The following is an 18,434-nucleotide window of genomic DNA, read 5'->3' on the forward strand; positions in this document are numbered from 1 at the left end:
GCAAGACCCCGCGCGCTGTCCGCATGGCCCAGCCGCTCGCCCGCGACGTGGCCGAGGAGATTGCCAAGCTTCACGGCGTCTGCATCCGGCCCGTCGCGCTCAGGCGGCTGGACATGACGACCGGCAAGTCCGAGGTCGTCGATGTCCCGTGCGGCTCACCGCTGGAGAGCAAGTGTCCTCCGTGCGCCAAGCGCAACCGGCAGCTCCGGATGGCGCAGTGCCGGGAGGGATGGCACCTCGATGAGGAGCCGATCATCACGCCCGACGAGGCGACCGATGGGCAGCGCTGCCTCGTCGAGTTCCGGGCCGACATGCAGGCCAAGCGCGACACGGAGGAAAAGGCCAGCGGCGACACCTCCGACTTGGACGCCGTGCTCACCGGGCTCGACATCGAGATCAACGAGGCCGGGATGCGCGGCAACGTGCTCGGTCGTACAGCGTCCAAGCGCGTCCGCTCCACCAAGCGCCGCCAGGACGCGCCCGACCTGCCCAAGCGGAAGATGGACAGCACGACTCTGGGCCGGACTTTCGAGGCGGCGGACGGCAGGACCTACCGGCCTTCTCTGTTCGTCACCCTCACCCTGCCGAGCTACGGCAAGGTCATGAACGGCGCTCCCGTCGATCCGGACATGTACGACTACGTTCGAGCGGCTCGTGACGCGCTGCACTTCTCCAAGCTCGTGGACCGGTTCGTGCAGAACCTTCGCCGGGTCGCTGGCTATGACGTGCAGTACTTCGCCACGGTGGAGCCTCAGAAGCGGCTCGCTCCGCACCTGCACATGGCCGTCCGGGGCACCCTGCCGCGCGCCGAGATGAAGCAGATCGCGGCGGCCACCTATCACCAGGTCTGGTGGCCTCAAGCGGATGAAGCCCGCTTCGAGGGTGACCGCCTGCCCATCTGGAACGACGGCTACGTGGACCCCGACACGGGCGAGGTCCTGCCCACCTGGGACGAGGCTCTCGACCAGCTCGGCGACGAGCCCATGCACGTGATCCGCTTCGGCGATCAGGTGGACGTGAAAGGGGTGCTCGCCGGGTCGCCGGACGCCGACCAGTGCATCCGGTACCTGTCCAAGTACCTGACGAAGAGCCTCGGCGAGACCTTGGACGGTCAGGCTCAGCGGGAACACGCGGCCCGCTTCGTCGATGCCCTGCGCTACGAGCCGTGTTCACCGACCTGCCCGAACTGGCTTCGGTACGGCGTGCAGCCCAAGAACGCCAAGCCGGGGATGGTTCCCGGTTGCTGCCGGTCCAAGGCCCACAAGCCCGAACACCTCGGCTACGCCGGTCGCCGGGTCCTCGTCTCCCGCAAGTGGAGCAATAAGACGCTCGCCGAACACAAGCAGGACCGCCGTACGTGGGTCCTGGAAGCGCTCGGCCAGGCCGACGAGCCCACCGACCCGCACCGCTACGTCTGGCAACCGGTCAGGCCGGGCGATCCCGAGGTCGCTCCGATCGGCGTCCGGCTCCTCAGGTCCATCGCCGAACGGCAGCGATGGCGCGCCCACCTGAGACGCCTCGAAGAACTTTCGGCAACTCCGCAGGCAGCCTGAGAGGAGGAGATCTTGGACCAACTGTTCACCGTCCCGGAAGCGGCCGAACTGCTCAGCACCTCGGTTCGCTTCGTCCGCCGACTGATCGCCGAACGCCGGATCGAGTTCGTCAAGGTCGGGCGGCACGTCCGCATCCGAGAGTCCGCACTGATCGCCTTCGTCGTCGCCGGGACCGTCGCACCCATGACGACCTTCGACGCAACCGGGAGGGCCGCCTGATGGCGAACAAGGAGAACCACCGTCGTTTCGGCAACATTCGCAAGCTGCCCTCGGGGCGGTTCCAGATCCGCTACCCCGGACCTGACGGGCGCATCAGAACTGGTGAGGAGACCTACGAGCGCAAAGGCGACGCCGACCGGGCGCTGACTCTGATCGAAGGAAAGATCCTCGCCGGGACGTGGACCGACCCCGAGCGGGCCAAGGTCAAGCTCGCAGAGTATTCGGCAACCTGGATCGACCAGCGTGCGGGGCTTCGACCGAGAACGATCGACCTCTATCGCTGGCTGCTCAAGAAGCACATCACGCCGTATCTAGGCAACGTCTCGCTCGGCAAGCTCTCCACGGCGATGATTCGGCAGTGGCGGGCGGACCTGCTCGGCAAGGGTGTCTCGGTCAGCATGGCGGCCAAGGCCTACCGGCTCCTCCGGGCCGTGCTCATGACGGCGGCCGAGGACGACCGGATCATCTCCCGCAACCCGTGCCGGATCCGCGGGGCCGGCGACGAGCACGCCGAGGAACGACCGGTCCTCTCCGTGGGGCAGGTCTTCGAACTGGCGGACAAGGTCGGGCGCCGCCCAGTGGGCAGCATCCGAGGGCTCAAGAGAGGTGAGGGGCACCGCATCCGGTTCCAACGATATGGCGAGATGCGGACCTACCCGGAGGTCTTTCCGACGAGAGCAGAAGCCGAGCGGGCGCTGTGGCGGATGATCGACACCGGGCAGGCCGACTGCACGCACGATCGGCGCTACCGGGGCTTCGTGCTCCTGGCCACGTTCGCGAGCCTGCGATGGGGCGAGATCACCGCACTGACCCGAGCGGACCTCGACCTCGACGCGGGTACGGTCCGCGTACGCTTGGCCTACGTGGAACGCTCCACCGGGGAACTGGTACTTGGTCCGCCCAAGTCCAAGGCCGGTAGGCGCATCGTCGGTATCCCGCAGGCGATCATCCCCGCCCTGAAGGAGCATCTGCGGCTCTACGTCAAGCCCGAGGCCGGAGCGCTGGTCTTCGCTGGGATCAAGGGCGGCCCCATGCGTCGGAGCGGCTTCAACAAGCTCTCTGGCTGGATGGAGGCCGTCCGAGCGATCGGCGTTCCGGAACTGCACTTCCATGATCTCCGTCACACGGGAAACATGATCGCAGCGGACTCGGGCGCGGGTCTCAAGGACCTCATGGCACGCATGGGACACGACAACGTCCGCGCCGCGATGATCTACCAGCACGCCGTCCGGGGCGCGGACAAGCTGATCACCGAAGCCATCGACAAGCACCTCATCGGGCACGAACGGGCACGCGACGAGGACGACGACGACCCGCCGGGCCTGCTGGTTCCGGCCGGATGACCACGAGCCCTAATGGCACGCTAATGGCACGCGGAGATCAACAGCTCTAGGAAACAACGAAGCCCAGGTACCGAATCCCTCGGTCGACCTGGGCTTTCACGTTGAGAGCGGGTGACGGGAATCGAACCCGCGCTGTCAGCTTGGGAAGCTGATGTTCTGCCATTGAACTACACCCGCGTACGGCCCGAAGCCGCGGCCACCACTGTACCGGAAACCGCACCCACTTCACCAAGCCAACCGAGCCCCAGTTTCGAGCCTCACTTTGGATCACCAGGTAAGTTTGCTGACCGTGCTGCTATCTGACCGCGACATCCTGGCCGAGATCGACTCCGGGCGGCTCGCGCTGGACCCGTTCGATCGTGACATGATCCAACCGTCCAGCATCGACGTCCGGCTTGACCGCTTTTTCCGGGTGTTCGAGAACCACAGGTATCCGCACATCGATCCCAGTGTCGAGCAGCCTGACTTGACGCGGGTGGTCGAGCCGTCGGGGGACGAGCCGTTCATCCTGCATCCGGGCGAGTTCGTGCTCGCCTCCACCTACGAAGTGATCACGCTGCCCGACGACCTGGCGTCCAGGCTGGAGGGCAAGAGTTCGCTGGGCCGCCTGGGTCTGCTCACGCATTCGACGGCCGGCTTCATCGATCCGGGGTTCAGCGGGCACGTCACGCTGGAGCTGTCCAACGTGGCCACGTTGCCGATCAAGCTGTGGCCGGGGATGAAGATCGGGCAGCTCTGCGTGTTCAGGCTCAGCTCTCCGTCGGAGTTCCCGTACGGGTCGGAGAAGTACGGGTCCCGTTATCAGGGGCAGCGTGGGCCGACTCCGTCGCGGTCGTTCCGCAACTTTCATCGCACCCGGATCTAGCCCCGCCTGTGTGACAAAAAGGCACTCAAAGTACTCTGGGCCGCGGTGTCGTACAGCATACGGAGGGTAGCGACTAGGAGAAGGGGACATGAAGTTCGCATTTTGCCTGGTAAGCCGTACCCTCTTCCACGGACCATCCCCGCACATCTGGAGAACGACGTGCGCCTGCGTCTCACGCCACGTGAGGACAGCTACTATGACCTGTTCGCCGACTCGGCGAACAACCTGGTCACAGCATCACGCCTGCTCGTAGAGATCATCAGCGACGGCTCGGACCGGGAGGCCCTGGCCGAGAAGATGCGCGCCTGCGAGCACGCCGGGGACGAACGCACCCACGCGATCATGAACCGGCTCAACGAGAGTTTCATCACTCCCTTCGACCGCGAGGACATCTACCGGCTGGCCTCCAACCTCGACGACGTGATGGACGCCATGGAGGCGGCGTCGGACCTCATCGTCCTCTACCAGATCGATCATCTCCCCAAAGATGTCGTCCGGCAGGTGGAGGTCCTGGAGCGGGCCGCCGAGCTGACCGCCGAGGCCATGCCGAGGCTGCGCTCGATGAAGAACCTCAACGAGTACTGGATCGAGGTCAACCGCCTGGAGAACCAGGGCGACCAGGTCTACCGCCGGCTGCTGGCCAAGCTTTTCAGCGGCGAGTACGACGCGCTGACGGTGATGAAGATGAAGGAGGTCATCGACGCCCTGGAAGAGGCGGCCGATGCCTTCGAGCACGTGGCCAACACGATCGAGTCGATCGCGGTCAAGGAAAGCTAACTCAGTGGACCTCACGCTCGCCCTCGTCATCGGCGTGGTCGTCGTCGCCCTGGTGTTCGACTACACCAACGGCTTCCACGACGCGGCCAACGCCATCGCGACCTCAGTCTCCACCCGGGCCCTCACGCCCAGGGCGGCGCTGTTCATGGCGGCGGCGATGAACTTCATCGGTGCTCACCTCGGCACCCAGGTCGCGCAGACCGTCGGCAAAGGAATCATCGACGCGCCTGACGGCACACATGGACTGGTGATCGTGGCGGCCGGCCTGATCGGCGCGATCGTCTGGAACCTCATCACCTGGTACTTCGGCCTGCCCTCTTCCTCCAGCCACGCGCTGATCGGCGGTCTCATCGGCTCGGCCCTGGCTTCGGCCAGCGTCGTGCACTGGGAGGGCGTCGTGGCCAAAGTCGTCATCCCCATGATCATCTCACCGCTCGTCGGCTTCTCGCTGGCGGCCGGGATCATGATCGCAATCTACTGGATCTTCAGGAACGCGCAACCGGGCAAGGCCAACCGGGGCTTCCGCTACGCGCAGACGGTCTCGGCCGCGGCGATGGCGCTCGGCCACGGCCTCCAGGACGCGCAGAAGACGATGGGCGTCATCTTCCTGGCGCTGGTCGTCGGCGGTTACGCCGCTCCTGCCGACCCCATCCCGCAGTGGGTCATCCTGGCCGCCGCGGGCGCGATCTCGCTCGGCACGTACGCGGGTGGCTGGCGGATCATGCGGACGCTGGGCCGCCGCATCATCGCCCTCGACCCGCCGCAGGGCTTCGCCGCGGAAGCCGCCGCGTCGACGGTGCTGTACGGCGCGGCGATCGGGTTCGGGGCGCCGATCTCCACCACGCACACGATCACCTCGGCGATCATGGGCGTGGGTTCGACCAAGCGGCTGTCGGCGGTGCGGTGGGGTGTGGCGGGCAACATCGTGACCGCCTGGGTCCTCACGATTCCGGCAGCGGCTCTGGTGGCTGCTCTGTCGTACTACGCGCTGCACTTCCTGGTGGAGTAGCGGCGTACATCACGTCGACGTCCCAGCGGCTGAAGCCAAGGGACTCGTACAGCCTGATCGCGGCCGTGTTGGCCTCGTCCACGTAGAGCATGGCCTGGGCGAGGCCGCGCGAGCGCAGGTGGGCCAGGCCGGCCAGGGTGAGCGCCTTGCCCAGGCCGGTGCCCTGCTGGGAGGGGTCGACGCCGACGACGTAGACCTCGCCCAGCGGCTCGTGGCCGTGCTCCTGGTGCTCGTCGGAGCCGTGGATCTTGGTCCAGTGGAATCCGGCGAGCCGGTCGCCGCGGAAGGCCAGGAAGAACCCTTCGGGGTCGAACCACGGCTCCCGCTCGCGCAGCAGCAGGTCGTCCATCGTCCACGCGCCCTGCTCGGGGTGGTGGGCGAAGGCCGCGGAGTTCACCTTCAGCCAGGCTTCCTCGTCCTGTCCCGGGACGAACGTCCGTACGCTGACGCCCTCCGGCACCTCGTACGGGGCCAGCGGCGCGAACAGGGAGCGGCGCATCTGCCAGAGCGAGCGCGCCCGTTCGAGGCCGGAGGAGGCCGCCAGCGCCTCCGCGCCCGGGTGGTCGCCGTGCGCCCACAGCCGCAGCCTGCCGCCCGTCAGGTCGAGCACGGCGCGCAGCAGCCGCGCGCCGTGGCCGCGGCGGCGCTGGGCGGGGTGGATGACGAGCTCGCCGCTGGGCCCCTCGACCTCGTCGGTGGGGTCGACGTGGGCGTAGCCGGCCAGGGCGGCGCCGTCGTAGAGCAGGAGGGAGCGGGCCCTCGGATCGCCGCCGTAGCGCAGGTGGAGCATCACGTGCTCGTTCAGCGGGCGGACGCCGTCGGTCTCGGTCGCCGCCTCGACGACGGACAGCACCCCGGCGATTTCCTGGTCATCAAGCCGTTCCCGGACTTTCACACTCTCGCTCACAGATCGAACTCTAGGCGTACGACTGGCAAATGACGCCATGTCCGGGCGCGATGAATCGTTACCTTTGCGCCATTGGCTGCATGGCTTGCGGACGTATGTTCTTGGGCCATGACGTCCCGTTCCCTCCTCCGGCTCACGATGGCCGGAGCCGTCGCCGCAGGCGGCGTCCTGCTCGCCGGCCTCCCGGCGGACGCGAGCAAGGCACCGAGGACCGTTCCGGTCCGGTTGCTCGCTCTCAACGACTTCCACGGCCACCTCGAACCGCCGACCGGGTCCTCCGGGCGGATGGTCGACGAGCACGGCGCCACGGTCGAGGCCGGCGGCGCGGCGTACGTGGCGACGCACATGAAGGCCCTGGCCGACGGCAACACGATCGCGGTCGCCCAGGGTGACCTGATCGGGGCCACGCCGCTGCTCTCGGCCGCCTACCACGACGAGCCGTCGGTGGAGTTCCTGGGCAAGCTTGGGCTGGACGTGGCGGCGGTGGGCAACCACGAGTTCGACGAGGGCTACGCCGAGCTGCGGCGCATCATGAAGGGCGGCTGCCACCCGGTGGACGGCTGCTCCCCCGCCGGGCCGTGGAAGGGCGCGACGTTCGACTACGTGGGCGCCAACGTGCTGTTCAAGAACCGGGACGAGCGGACCGACGCGCTCGCCGCCCTCGGCGACAGCAGCAGGTTCGGCGAGCTGCTGAAGGACTGGGGCGTGCCCGCGCTGCCGCCGGTCAGCGTGAAGTGGATGAACGGCGTGCCGATCGGCTTCATCGGCCTGGTCACGAAGACGACGCCGAACATCGTCACCGCCGAGGGCATCAAGGATCTCAAGTTCGTCGACGAGGTCAAGGCCGCGAACGTGGCTTCCAGGCTGCTCCGGCTGGTGGGCGTGAAGGCCCAGGTCGTGCTCGTGCACGAGGGCGACCAGGTGACGGCGGGCCGGTCGCCCGACGCCTGCGCCGCGATCCCGGGCGCCGGCAACCGCATCGCCACGCAGGTGGACCCCGAGATCGACCTGGTGCTCAGCGGCCACTCGCACCAGGCGTACAAGTGCGTGGTCAAGGACCCGGCGGGGCGTGACCGGCTCTACTCGCAGGGCGGCTCGTTCGGGCGCGTGATCACGCAGGTGGACCTGAAGGTGGACGTGCGGACGCGGGACGTCGACCGCTCCTCGGTCGTGGCGGACAACCACGTGGTGACCCGGACGGTCGCCCCGGATGCCGAAATTTCGGCGTTCGTGCAGACGTGGAAGGACCGGGTCGCCCCGGTCGCCAACCGGCCCGTCGGCACGATCACCGCCGACATCACCAACGCCGCCGCCCCGTCCGGCGAGTCCGCGCTCGGCAACCTCATCGCCGACGCCCAGCTCGCCGCCACCCGGGAGGGCGGCAACGCGCAGATCGCGCTGATGAACCCGGGCGGCGTGCGCGCCTCCCTGTCGTACGCGAGCTCCCCGGCGGGCGAGGGCGACGGGACGGTCACGTACGGCGAGGCGTTCACCGTGCAGCCGTTCAACAATCTCATGCAGGTCGTCACGCTGACCGGCGCCCAACTCAAGACCGTGCTGGAGCAGCAGTTCACCGGCGGGCCGAACAACCAGGCGTTCACCAAGATCCTGCAGCCCTCGGCGAACCTGACCTACACCTACAGCACCGGCGCCGCCTGGGGCGCCAAGGTGTCCGACATCAAGATCGACGGGGTGCCGGTGACCGACACGCAGGCGATCCGGGTGGCGGCCAACAACTTCCTGGTCGGCGGCGGTGACGCGTTCCAGGCGTTCACCGAGGGCACCGACCTGTGGAGCGGGCCGCTCGACATCGACGCGTTCGTCGCCTACCTGGGGCAGAACAACCCGATCGCGCCCCCCGCAACCAACCGGATCACGGTGACGGGTTAGGACGCAGCGGAAGGCGGACCACGAACCGGGTGCCCGGCTCGTGGTCCGCGACCGTGATGGCGCCGCCGTGCCGGGTGACGATCTCGCGGGTGAGCGCCAGCCCCAGGCCGCTGCCGCCCCGGTCCCTGGTGCGGCCCGCCTCCAGCCGGGTGAACCGCTCGAAGACGCGCTCGCGGTCCTCGGGCGCGATGCTGTCGCCGTCGTTGGTGACGGTGACGACGACGTGCTCGCCGTCCAGCGAGACGTCCAGGTCGACGCGGGTGTCAGCGTGCCGTACGGCGTTGTCCAGCAGGTTCGTCAGCACGCGGTCGAGCTGCGTCTGGGAGCCGAGGACGGGCGCGGGCGCGCACGGCCGCATGCGGACGGGCACGCGGCCGGTGCGGCGGCGCTCCGCCTGGTCCCGCGCCAGGTCGCAGAGGTCGACGGTGGAGCGGGGCGCCACGGCCCCGGCGTCCAGGCGGGCCAGCATGAGCAGCTCGTCGATGATGGCCGCGAGCCGGTCCGTCGCCGCCATCGCGCGCATGCCCGTGTCGTACCAGTCGGTCTCCTCCGGGTACGCGGTCGCGTAGTCGAGCTGCGTGCGCAGGGCGGCGATCGGGCTGCGCAGCTCGTGCGAGGCGTCGGCGACGAAGCGGCGCTGGGTCTCGGCCGAACGTTCGAGCCGGTCGAGCGTGCTGTTGGTGGTGACGGCCAGCCTGGTGATCTCGTCACCCGTGTCGGGCACGGGGACGCGGCGGCTGAGATCCCGGCCGGTGATGGCGGCGAGCCGGGCCCGGATGTGCTCCACCGGACGCAGCGCGAGCCCGACCGTGAACCAGGTGATGAGCCCGATGATGAGCAGCACCAGCGGGGTGCCGACGAAGACGATGCCGTAGATCCACTTCAGCGCCCGGTTCACGTCGCCGAGCGACGCCGCCCCGTACACCGTGACCGGGCCTGACGGGCTGCGCACGGTCATCGCCATGACGCGGTAGTCGCCGCCGGGATCGACGTGCGGCGGCAGGCCGGTGATGTTGCGGTCGATGGCGTAGACGTGCTCCGGCTCGGGCGGGTCGAACCCGGTCACCAGGCGCCGCTGCCCCAGCCTGCCCGCCGACAGCACCCGGCCGTCGGCCCCGACCACCTGCACGAACTGGATCCGGGCCGGGACCTCGATCTTCGGTTTGAGCGTGCCCAGGCGCGCGTCGCTGGCGGTGCGGCGCACGGCCAGCTCGACCCTGGCGTCCACCTGGTCACGCAGATTGTCGGGCACGGTGACCACGGCGACCGCGGACGACGTGCCGAAGATCAGCGCCCCGACCAGCACCGCGATCGTCGTCAGACGCCCGCGGATCGAGCGAGGTATGAGCACGTCCGACCCCTACCCTGAACCGGACATTCATGACGTTCGACAGCGTTCCCGCCACAAATCCAGTGAGCGGGAAGCAGGAGGACGGCGGACGGGTGGGGCATGGGTTTCGCTCCTCGCGATTCCGCTGCGGGCGTGGGCCCCTGGGCGGGGCGGGGGCGGGCGGGCACAGTGGGGTCCCATGGACGTATTGCTGCTGGGCGGGACCGAGTTCGTGGGCCGGGCGTTCGTCGAGCAGGCCCAGGCGCTCGGCTGGCGGGTGACGATGTTCAACCGGGGCACGCACGAGCCGCCCCCGGGGGTGACGGCGCTGCGCGGCGACCGCACGCGGGAGGGCGGGCTGGAGGCGCTGGCGCGCGGCGAGTGGGACGTGGTGGTCGACACGTGGTCGTGGGCCCCGTCGGCGGTGCGCGAGTCCGCGGCGCTGCTGGCCGGCCGGGCGGGCCATTACGTGTACGTGTCGAGCCGTTCGGTCTACGCGCCGCCGGTGCCCTACGGGGCCGACGAGAGCGCGCCGCTGGTGGAGGCCGGCGACGAGGGCTACGCCGCGATGAAGGCGGGCGGCGAGGAGGGCGCGACGGCGGCGTTCGGCGACCGGGCGCTGCTGGCGCGGGCGGGCCTGATCCTGGGCCCGTACGAGAACATCGGCAGGCTGCCGTGGTGGCTGACGAGGATCGCCAGGGGCGGCCCGGTGCTCGCGCCGGGCCCGCGTGACCTGGGCGTCCAGTACGTCGACGCGCGTGACCTGGCGCGCTGGTGCCTCGATGCGGCGGGGCGCGGGATCGGCGGCGCGTTCGACGTGGTGAGCCCGCCCGGGTTCACCACGATGGCGGAGCTGCTGGAGACGGCCGTGCGGGTGACCGGGTCGGACGCGGAGCTGCGCTGGGTGGACGCGGAGACGATCCTGGCGGCCGGGGTGCGGCCGTGGACCGATCTGCCGATCTGGCTGGTGGGCGAGGATCACGCGTTCATGCACGGGGGTGACGTGTCCAAGGCCGTGGCGGCGGGGCTGAGGGTGCGGCCGGTGGCGGAGACGGTGGCCGACACGTGGGAGTGGCTGCGGAGCATCGGCGGCCGGGCCCCGATGCGCCCGGATCGTCCCTCGGTGGGGCTGGATCCGGCCGTGGAGGCCAGGCCGCTCAACAGGTGAGGGGCGGGGAGGGTCAGCGTTCGGCCCGGCCCTTGGCGAGGTCGTAGAGGGCGGCGGCCAGGGCGACGCCGACGAAGGCCAGCACGACGAGGAGCCCGTGCCTGAAGGCGGCGGGCCAGCCGTCGCGCAGCGACCCGAAGAAGACCGACCCGGCGGCGGCGATGCCGATCGACGAGCCGAGCCGCTGCCCGGTCTGCAGCACCCCGGCGGCGCTGCCGCCGGCGGCCGGGGGCACCTCGGAGAGGCTGATCGCCTGGTTGGGCGCGATGACGAGCCCGCTGCCGATGCCGGCGACGAGCAGCGGCAGCGCGGCGGCGAGCCCGACGCCGGGTCCGGGCACGAGCACGGTGGCCCAGACGGTCGACGCGAGCCCGGCGATGACGACGAGCAGGCCGACGGCGACCACCCGCCGCCCGGCCCGCCCGACGAGCCGGCCGCCGAGCAGCGACGCCGACGCCGAGCCGAGCGCGAACGGGGTGATCGACAGCCCGGCCTGCAGCGGGCTGTAGTGGAGCCCGCTCTGCAGGTAGAGGGTGAAGATGAAGAAGATCCCGGTGAACCCGGCGAAGTAGAACAGCGCGATCGTGGTGCCGAGGCTGTAGGAGCGGCGGGCGAACAGCGCGAGCCGCACCAGCGGTTCCTTGCCGTAGGCCCGCTCCCAGGCGACGAAGCCGGCGAGCACGGCCAGAGCTGCCGGGACGAGGAGCCAGGTGGCGGGGCTCTGCCACTGGTGCTGCTGGATGACGGGCAGCAGCAGCCCGGCGACGCCCGCGCCGAGCAGCAGCACGCCGACGGGGTCCATGCTCTCGCGCCGTCCCTGCCCGCGCGGCATGGCGGGCAGCAGTTTGCGGGCCAGCGGCAGCAGCGCGAGCCCGATCGGCACGTTCACCAGGAACACCCACCGCCAGCCGTGGTCGGCGCCGAACACGGTGACGAGCGCGCCGCCGATGAGCGGCCCCGCGGCGGTGGACACGCCGATGGTGGCGCCGAGCGCGCCGAACGCCCGCCCGCGTTCGGCGCCCTGGAACATCTGCTGGATCAGCCCCGACACCTGCGGGTTGATCACCCCGGCGGCCAGGCCCTGGAGCAGCCGGGCGACGACCAGCACCGGCATGCTGGGCGCGAGCCCGCACGCGGCGCTGGCCAGGGTGAACAGCAGCACGCCCAGGACGAACAGGTCACGCCAGCCGCGCGCGTCGCCGAGCCGCCCGGCGGGCACCAGCAGCAGCCCGAACGTCAGCGCGTAGCCGGACAGGATCCACTGCAGGCCGTCGGCGGAGGCGTGCAGGCTCTCCCTGATCGAGGGCAGGGCGACGTTGACGATGCTCACGTCCAGGCCGGACATGAACGCCGCCACGAGGCAGACGGCCAGCGCGGGCCTGCGCGGGTCAGGCGTCACGGCGGTCACATCCCCCTTTTCCGCCTCATGTACCCCGGGTACCGTCCGATCATGGACACGTTGGCGGTGGAACGGAACGGCATCAACGCGATCCCCGAAGGGGAGCGCCGCGGCCGGCCGTCGGATCTGTTCTGGCCGTGGGCGGGCTCGAACCTGTCGCTGTTCGGGGTCGCGTTCGGCGTGTACGTGGTCGGGCTCGGGCTGGGCGTCGTCCCCGCGATCATCACCGGGGCGGTCGGCTACGCGCTCTCGTTCGGCCTGGTCGGGCTGGTGGCCGTCGCCGGGTCCCGGTCCGGGGTGCCGACGATGACGCTGGGCCGGGCGCCGTTCGGCTACCAGGGCAACAAGCTGCCCGCCGCGCTGTCGTACGTCTCGAACGTGGGCTGGGAGACCGTGCTGGTCACGCTCGCGGCGCAGGGCGGGGCGGCGATCCTGGGCCGGGTCGCGCCGGGCGTGCCGGCCACGACGGCGACGGCGGTGTGCTTCGCGGTGGCGGCGCTGGTGACGATCGCGGTCGGGGTGTACGGGCACGCGATGATCATGGTGGTGCAGCGGTACCTGACCTACGCGTTCGTCGTGCTAACCGTGATCTACATGGTGCTGATGGCGCCGCGCCTGGGCACCGCGCTGGAGGGCGGCGACGCGGGGCCGGGCGCCTGGGTGGGCGGGGTGATCTTCGCGATGACGCTGCTCGGCCTGGGCTGGGTCAACTGCGGGGCCGACTACTCGCGTTACCTGCCGTCGGCGTCGCGGCCCTCGCGGGTGGCGTTGTGGACGACGCTGGGCGGGGCGCTGCCGCCGATGGTGCTGCTGGTGTTCGGCGTGCTGCTGGCGGGCGGCGACCCGGAGCTGGCCGGCGCGGCGGCCGGTGACCCGGTGGCGGCGCTGGCGGGGGCGCTGCCGACCTGGTTCCTGCTGCCGTACCTGCTGACCGCCATCGGCGGGTTCCTGGCCGGGGCGATCATGGACATCTACTCGTCGGGCCTGTCGATGCTGGCGCTGGGCGTGCCGATCAGGCGGCACTACGCGGTGCTGATCGACGGCCTGCTCATGGTGCTCGGCGGCTACTACCTGCTGTTCGTCTCGACCAGCTTCCTGGCCACGTTCCAGGCGTTCCTGGCGATCATCGGCGTGGTGATGGCGGCCTGGGTCGCGGTCTTCCTGGTGGACCTGTGGCGGCTGCGCGACGGCGGGCGCTCCTACGACGAGCGGCTGCTGCGGCCGGGCGCGCCGGCGGTCAACTGGGCGGGCGTGGTGTCGCTGGTGGCGGCCTCGTTCGTCGGCATCGGCCTGATCAGCTCGGCCGACCCGAACATCGCGGGCCTGGTCGGCTTCCTGATGAGCGACGACCTGAAGGCGGGCACGTTCGCCTCGGCCAACATCGGCGTGGTGGTCGCGCTGGTGCTGGCGGGCGTGCTCTATCTCGCCTTCACCAGCGTGGCGCCCCGGCGGCGCTGACCTGCGCGGATTACCCTCGGTGGCATGGTGCGGCTGCTCTGGTGGGCGGTCCACGGCGCGTCGGCGGTGCTGCTGCTGGCCGCCGTGGGCGGCGACGGGCGGCCCGTCGTGGCCGTCGCCGGCGTGCTGCTGGCCGCCCTCTACGCGGCCGGGCCGGTGTTCGGCGGCGGTCTGAGCCGCACCGGCGAGCGGGTCTGGCTGGTGACGCTCACCTGCGCGTGGGCGGGCCTGGCCACGCTGTCGGCGCCGTTCGCCTGGCTGGTGTTCCCCCTGTTCTTCGCCTTCCTGTACGTGCTTCCGCTGTGGGCGGCGACGTTCGCCGTGACCGTGCTGGCGTGCGCGGCCGCGGCGGCGGCGAGCTGGCACGCGGGCGGCGTGTCGGCGCCCCTGCTCGCCGGTCCGGCGGCCGGAGCGGTGCTGGCGACGCTCCTGTGGGCGGGCCCGGTCACGGGGTCACGATCGCGAAGCCGGGCACGGGGCCGTCCAGCACGGCCACCAGGCGCCTGAGCACGCCCGTGTCGCCCTCCCGGTCCACGCCCTCCACGCACTTGCCCGTGAGCAGCGCGAGGAGCTGCGCCTTGGTGAGCCTGAGCGTCAGGTCGACCTCCGCCTCCGGCGGGTTCTCCTGGTGGACGAGCGCCCCGTTGGAGAGCGTCGTACGGTGCCGCTCCCCCAGGTCGGTCAGGTGCCAGTCGATCGACAGCCGCTCGTGCCAGGCCCGTGGCCCGTTGACCCGGATGGCGATCGAGTCGAAGATCTGGCTCACGCTCAGCGCCGCGATCAGGTCGGGCGAGGGCTGCGCGGCCGTGGCGGGCACGATCCCGTCGGCCAGCTCCAGCGCCCCCATCAGGTACGAGTTCCGCCAGGTGGCGTTCTCGGCGCCGTGCCCGAGCCGGGTGTAGACCTCGGCCAGCAGGTCGCGGGCCGGTTTGTTGCCCTCGTCGGCGAAGACCGCGTGGTTGAGCAGCTGGGCGGCGAAGCGCAGGTCGCCGGCGTCGATGTAGGCCCTGGCGAAGGCGACCACGGCGGCGCCGCCGCCCAGGCACTCCACGTAGCGGATCGCGCTCTGCCGGGGCGGATGCTCCCACAGGTGGGCCGGATTGCCGTCGAACCAGCCGAGGTAGTGCTGGTAGATGGCCTTGACGTTGTGGCCGGTCGAGCCGTAGTAGCCGTGGGTGTGCCAGACCTGCTCCAGGCCGGGCGGGAGCTGCAGGTGCTCGGCGATCTCCGGGCCGGTCATGCCCTGGTTCATCAGGCGCAGCGTCTGGTCGTGCAGGTAGGCGTACAGGTCGCGCTGCTCCGACAGGAAGCGGACGATGTTCTCGCCGCCCCAGGAGGGCCAGTGGTGGGAGGCGAAGGCCACGTCGGCGGCGTCGCCGAACAGCGTGATGGCCTCGGTGAGGCAGCGCGTCCAGCGGCGCGGGTGGCGCACCGGGGCGCCGCGCAGCGACAGCAGGTTGTGCTGGTTGTGGGTGGCGTTCTCGGCCAGGAAGAGCGCCCGGCGGTCGGGCAGCAGGAACGACATCTCGGGTGGCGCGTCGGTGCCGGGCGCGAGCTGGAAGCTGAACCGCACGCCGTCGACGGTCTCCTCCTGGCCGGTGCGCCTGACGTACAGGGTGGGCGGGATGAGGGAGATCGTCCCGGTCGAGGAGGCCATGCCGAGGCCGGCGCCGACCTGGCCCCACGGTGACCTGTCGAGGGCGGGGCCTTCCATGTAGACGGCGCGGCGGGTCATGGCGGGCGCGGCGTAGACGCTCTCGGCGGCGGCGTGTTCGAGGAAGCCCTCGGGGGCCAGGATGGGCACGCCGCCGCCGGTGACGCCGCGGACGCCGCCGAAGTGGTCGGCGTGCGAGTGCGTGTAGACGACGCCGGTGACCGGGCGTTCGCCGCGGTGGTCCTGGTAGAGGCGGAGCGCGGCGGCGGCGCACTCGGTGGAGATGAGCGGGTCGACCACGACGACCCCGGTGTCGCCCTCGACCAGGGTCATGTTCGACAGGTCGAGCCCGCGGACCTGGTAGATGCCGTCGGCCACCTCGTACAGGCCCTGCCTGGCGCAGAGCTGGCCCTGTCTCCACAGGCTGGGGTGGACGGTCTCGGGGCAGTCGGCCTGGAGGAAGGCGTAGGCGTCGTTGTCCCAGACGACCCGGCCGTCGACGTCCTTGACCACGGCCGGGGTCAGACCGGCGATGAACCCGCGATCCGCGTCCTCGTAGTCCTGGCGATCGTGGAATGGAAGGTCGGCCATGCCGGGTGCATGCCCCAAAATCACCACAGACAGGGCCAAAGGTCGGGCAATACGGACAAAAGGCGGATGTGATTTGCTGGGGCCCATGAAAGCGTGCGTGTTCGATCTCGACGGGGTGCTCGTCGACTCCGAGCCGGTGTGGGAAGAGGTGCGGCGGGCCTTCGTCGCCGACCACGGCGGCGTGTGGCAGGACGACACCCAGTCCAGGCTCATGGGCATGAGCACCGGCGAATGGGCCGCCTACCTGCACGAACTCGGCGTGGACCTGCCGCCTGCCGAGATCGCCAAGCGGGTGATCGAGCAGATGGCGGCCCGCTACCGCGACGGCGTGCCGCTGATGCCCGGCGCCACCGAGGCCGTCCGGCGGCTGGCCGCATCCGTGACGCTCGGCCTGGCCAGCTCCTCGCCCCGGGCGCTGATCGACGTGGTGCTCGACGCCAGCGGCCTGACGAGCTGCTTCACGGCCACCGTGTCGACCGAGGAGGTCGCGCGCGGCAAGCCCGCCCCCGACGGCTACCTGGAGGCGGCCCGCAGGCTCGGCGTCGACCCGGCGGACTGCGTGGCCGTCGAGGACTCCAGCAACGGCCTGCGCTCCGCCGACGCCGCCGGCATGCGCGTGATCGCCGTCCCGCACCCGCGCTACCCGCCCGCGCCCGACGCGCTGGCCCTGGCCTGGCGCGTCGTCGACGACCTCGGCTCGCTCACGCCCGGCCTGCTGGCCTGACTGTAGGGTGTGGGAATCGTGCGAGACATCACGGTTTTCAGCGGAAGTGCACACCCGGAGCTGGCTGAGGAGATCTGCGCCCAGCTCGGCACCCCACTCCACCCGGTCAAGGTCGACCGCTTCGCCAACGACGTCATCGAGGTCCAGCTCCAGGCCAACTGCCGCGAGCGTGACGTGTTCCTGATCCAGCCGCTCGTGCCGCCCACCCAGGAGCATCTGGTCGAGCTGCTGCTCATGCTCGACGCCGCCCGGGGCGCCTCGGCGGCCAGGACGACCGTGGTCATGCCGCACTACGCCTACGCGCGCTCCGACAAGAAGGACGCGCCGCGCATCTCGATCGGCGCGCGGCTCGTGGCCGACCTGATGGCGACGGCCGGAGCGGGCCGGGTGCTGACGATGACGCTGCACTCCCCGCAGGTGCACGGCTTCTTCAGCGTCCCCGTCGACCACCTCCACGCGCTGCGCGAGCTGGCCGCGCACTTCCGGCGCTACGACCTGTCCGACACCGTCGTGGTCTCCCCCGACCTGGGCAACGCCAAGGAGGCCGCGCACTTCGCCCGCCTGATCGGCGCGGGCGTGGCGATGGGCGCCAAGCAGCGCTTCGCCGACGACCGGGTGGTGATCAGCTCGGTCATCGGCGACGTGGCGGGCAAGGACGTGATCATCCTGGACGACGAGATCGCCAAGGGCAGCACGGTCATCGAGCTGCTCGACCGGCTGCGCGAGCGCGGCGTCCGCTCGGTGCGCGTGGCGTGCACCCACGGGCTGTTCGCCGACGGCTCGATCGAGCGGCTCAGCGCGCTGCCCGAGGTCGAGGAGATCGTGTGCACCAACACGGTCCCGCCGCCCAAGCCCAGCGACAAGCTCACGGTGCTGTCGGTCGCCCCGGCGCTGGCCGAGGCCATGCGCCGGATCCACTGCGGCGAGTCGGTCAGCGCCCTGTTCGGCACGTCCTGACGCCTCGGGCTAGCGAGAGCCCGTCAGCACGCTGCGGGCGATCTCGGCCCGCCTGCCCGCGTCGGCCTCGGCCGCCTCCTGCTCGGCCAGGACGCGGGCGTCGTAGGCGGCGCGGGCAGTGGCGATCTCGTTCTGGTGCGACTCGGTCCAGGTGACCAGCTCGCGGATGGTGGAGTGCAGGGTCGCGCCCAGCGAGGTCAGCTCGTAGTCGACGCGCGGCGGCACGGTCGGGTGCACGGTCCTGCTGACCAGCCCGTCGCGCTCCAGGTGGCGCAGCGTGCGCGTGAGCATGCGCTGGCTGACCCCGTCGATCATCCGGCGCAGCTCGCTGAAGCGCAGGCTGCGCCGGTCGAGCAGCGCGATGACCAGCAGTGACCACTTGTCGGCCACGCGGTCGAGGATCTGCCTGACCTCGCAGTCCTCGCGGGTGTCCCACTGCAGGACGTCGTAGTCGCCGCCGGTGTCCCCGCAGTAACCGAGGGACTGTGAAGTGCCGTCTTCCATGACACCTCATGGTGCTCGACGATGCTGCTGGTTACAAGAGGGAACCGGCATGCTGTTGAGTAACCGTGACCGGTTCCGTGCTGTCG

Annotated in this window: 17 protein-coding genes and 1 tRNA gene; 12 read left to right on the plus strand and 6 right to left on the minus strand. The window is 70.6% G+C overall.

Annotated elements, in window-relative coordinates:
- Positions 1-23: 23 nt before the first annotated feature.
- From ACBI99_RS14450 to ACBI99_RS14460, 3 genes are read left to right on the plus strand one after another with little or no spacing between them, the layout of a single operon-like run.
- Positions 24-1,553, plus strand: coding sequence for a replication initiator (locus tag ACBI99_RS14450; protein ID WP_375072682.1), 1,530 nt, complete (start codon positions 24-26; stop codon positions 1,551-1,553).
- 12 nt (positions 1,554-1,565) lie between these two features.
- Positions 1,566-1,772 (plus strand): helix-turn-helix domain-containing protein, encoded by a 207-nt coding sequence (locus tag ACBI99_RS14455; protein ID WP_225271124.1) that lies wholly within the window; start codon positions 1,566-1,568, stop codon positions 1,770-1,772.
- The gene (locus ACBI99_RS14460; RefSeq protein WP_375072484.1) at positions 1,772-3,115 is read left to right on the plus strand and encodes a tyrosine-type recombinase/integrase; all 1,344 of its coding nucleotides are present in this window, start codon (positions 1,772-1,774) and stop codon (positions 3,113-3,115) included. Before ACBI99_RS14455 ends, ACBI99_RS14460 begins: the two co-directional genes overlap by 1 nt.
- Before the next feature lie 106 nt (positions 3,116-3,221).
- Here the strand turns inward: ACBI99_RS14460 and ACBI99_RS14465 are convergent.
- Positions 3,222-3,292, minus strand: a tRNA-Gly gene (locus ACBI99_RS14465).
- A gap of 112 nt (positions 3,293-3,404) precedes the next feature.
- Between ACBI99_RS14465 and dcd the strand changes: the two genes are divergently transcribed.
- From dcd to ACBI99_RS14480, 3 genes are all read left to right on the plus strand, one after another.
- Entirely contained in the window at positions 3,405-3,980 is a 576-nt protein-coding gene (gene dcd / locus ACBI99_RS14470; protein WP_219516870.1) for a dCTP deaminase, read from the plus strand.
- 159 nt (positions 3,981-4,139) lie between these two features.
- Complete coding sequence (locus ACBI99_RS14475) at positions 4,140-4,757, plus strand: DUF47 domain-containing protein (protein ID WP_219516885.1); 618 nt, start codon at positions 4,140-4,142, stop codon at positions 4,755-4,757.
- Positions 4,758-4,761: 4 nt separating this feature from the next.
- Entirely contained in the window at positions 4,762-5,766 is a 1,005-nt protein-coding gene (locus ACBI99_RS14480) for an inorganic phosphate transporter (protein ID WP_219516887.1), read from the plus strand.
- Here ACBI99_RS14480 and mshD read toward each other — a convergent pair.
- Complete coding sequence (mshD, locus tag ACBI99_RS14485; protein ID WP_308126145.1) at positions 5,699-6,673, minus strand: mycothiol synthase; 975 nt, start codon at positions 6,671-6,673, stop codon at positions 5,699-5,701. The two genes, ACBI99_RS14480 and mshD, sit on opposite strands and share 68 nt — an antisense overlap.
- A 108-nt stretch (positions 6,674-6,781) precedes the next feature.
- Between mshD and ACBI99_RS14490 the strand changes: the two genes are divergently transcribed.
- Entirely contained in the window at positions 6,782-8,563 is a 1,782-nt protein-coding gene (locus ACBI99_RS14490; RefSeq protein WP_219516898.1) for a bifunctional UDP-sugar hydrolase/5'-nucleotidase, read from the plus strand.
- Here the strand turns inward: ACBI99_RS14490 and ACBI99_RS14495 are convergent.
- Positions 8,547-9,914, minus strand: coding sequence for an ATP-binding protein (locus ACBI99_RS14495; RefSeq protein ID WP_357584454.1), 1,368 nt, complete (start codon positions 9,912-9,914; stop codon positions 8,547-8,549). The two genes, ACBI99_RS14490 and ACBI99_RS14495, sit on opposite strands and share 17 nt — an antisense overlap.
- Before the next feature lie 178 nt (positions 9,915-10,092).
- On the opposite strand from ACBI99_RS14495, the gene ACBI99_RS14500 reads away from it, so the two are divergent.
- A complete protein-coding gene (locus ACBI99_RS14500; protein ID WP_375072485.1) occupies positions 10,093-11,061 on the plus strand; it encodes an NAD-dependent epimerase/dehydratase family protein in 969 nt (322 codons plus the stop codon).
- 13 nt (positions 11,062-11,074) lie between these two features.
- On the opposite strand, the gene ACBI99_RS14505 is transcribed toward ACBI99_RS14500, so the two are convergent.
- Complete coding sequence (locus ACBI99_RS14505; protein WP_375072486.1) at positions 11,075-12,460, minus strand: MFS transporter; 1,386 nt, start codon at positions 12,458-12,460, stop codon at positions 11,075-11,077.
- Between the two features lie 51 nt (positions 12,461-12,511).
- Here ACBI99_RS14505 and ACBI99_RS14510 point away from each other — a divergent pair, with 51 nt between their 5' ends.
- On the plus strand, positions 12,512-13,918 hold the full coding sequence (locus ACBI99_RS14510; RefSeq protein WP_219511823.1) for a cytosine permease: 1,407 nt from the start codon (positions 12,512-12,514) through the stop codon (positions 13,916-13,918).
- A 24-nt stretch (positions 13,919-13,942) separates the two neighbouring features.
- Entirely contained in the window at positions 13,943-14,425 is a 483-nt protein-coding gene (locus ACBI99_RS14515) for a hypothetical protein (RefSeq protein ID WP_219511820.1), read from the plus strand.
- Here ACBI99_RS14515 and ACBI99_RS14520 read toward each other — a convergent pair.
- Positions 14,364-16,163: an alkyl/aryl-sulfatase gene (locus ACBI99_RS14520; protein ID WP_219511817.1), complete on the minus strand. Its 1,800-nt coding sequence runs from the start codon at positions 16,161-16,163 to the stop codon at positions 14,364-14,366. The two genes, ACBI99_RS14515 and ACBI99_RS14520, sit on opposite strands and share 62 nt — an antisense overlap.
- A 97-nt stretch (positions 16,164-16,260) precedes the next feature.
- Here ACBI99_RS14520 and ACBI99_RS14525 point away from each other — a divergent pair, with 97 nt between their 5' ends.
- Entirely contained in the window at positions 16,261-16,887 is a 627-nt protein-coding gene (locus ACBI99_RS14525; protein ID WP_375072487.1) for an HAD family hydrolase, read from the plus strand.
- An 18-nt stretch (positions 16,888-16,905) separates the two neighbouring features.
- The gene (locus ACBI99_RS14530; protein ID WP_219511812.1) at positions 16,906-17,844 is read left to right on the plus strand and encodes a ribose-phosphate pyrophosphokinase; all 939 of its coding nucleotides are present in this window, start codon (positions 16,906-16,908) and stop codon (positions 17,842-17,844) included.
- A 9-nt stretch (positions 17,845-17,853) separates the two neighbouring features.
- Here the strand turns inward: ACBI99_RS14530 and ACBI99_RS14535 are convergent, their stop codons facing one another.
- Positions 17,854-18,348 carry a helix-turn-helix domain-containing protein gene (locus ACBI99_RS14535; RefSeq protein WP_364167501.1) on the minus strand — a complete coding sequence of 165 codons (495 nt, stop codon included), beginning with the start codon at positions 18,346-18,348 and terminating at the stop codon, positions 17,854-17,856.
- Positions 18,349-18,434: the final 86 nt, after the last annotated feature.

This window comes from Nonomuraea sp. ATR24 (assembly GCF_041950485.1).
Lineage (GTDB): Bacteria > Actinomycetota > Actinomycetes > Streptosporangiales > Streptosporangiaceae > Nonomuraea > Nonomuraea ceibae.

Bases quoted from the DNA above. Each gene is read 5' to 3' on its own strand.
- ACBI99_RS14450 (WP_375072682.1), top strand. From the start codon at position 24: ATGGCCCAGCCGCTCGCCCGCGACGTGGCCGAGGAGATTGCCAAGCTT.
- ACBI99_RS14460 (WP_375072484.1), top strand. From the start codon at position 1,772: ATGGCGAACAAGGAGAACCACCGTCGTTTCGGCAACATTCGCAAGCTG.
- ACBI99_RS14490 (WP_219516898.1), top strand. From the start codon at position 6,782: ATGACGTCCCGTTCCCTCCTCCGGCTCACGATGGCCGGAGCCGTCGCC.
- ACBI99_RS14500 (WP_375072485.1), top strand. From the start codon at position 10,093: ATGGACGTATTGCTGCTGGGCGGGACCGAGTTCGTGGGCCGGGCGTTC.
- ACBI99_RS14510 (WP_219511823.1), top strand. From the start codon at position 12,512: ATGGACACGTTGGCGGTGGAACGGAACGGCATCAACGCGATCCCCGAA.
- ACBI99_RS14515 (WP_219511820.1), top strand. From the start codon at position 13,943: ATGGTGCGGCTGCTCTGGTGGGCGGTCCACGGCGCGTCGGCGGTGCTG.
- ACBI99_RS14520 (WP_219511817.1), bottom strand. From the start codon at position 16,163: ATGGCCGACCTTCCATTCCACGATCGCCAGGACTACGAGGACGCGGAT.
- ACBI99_RS14535 (WP_364167501.1), bottom strand. From the start codon at position 18,348: ATGGAAGACGGCACTTCACAGTCCCTCGGTTACTGCGGGGACACCGGC.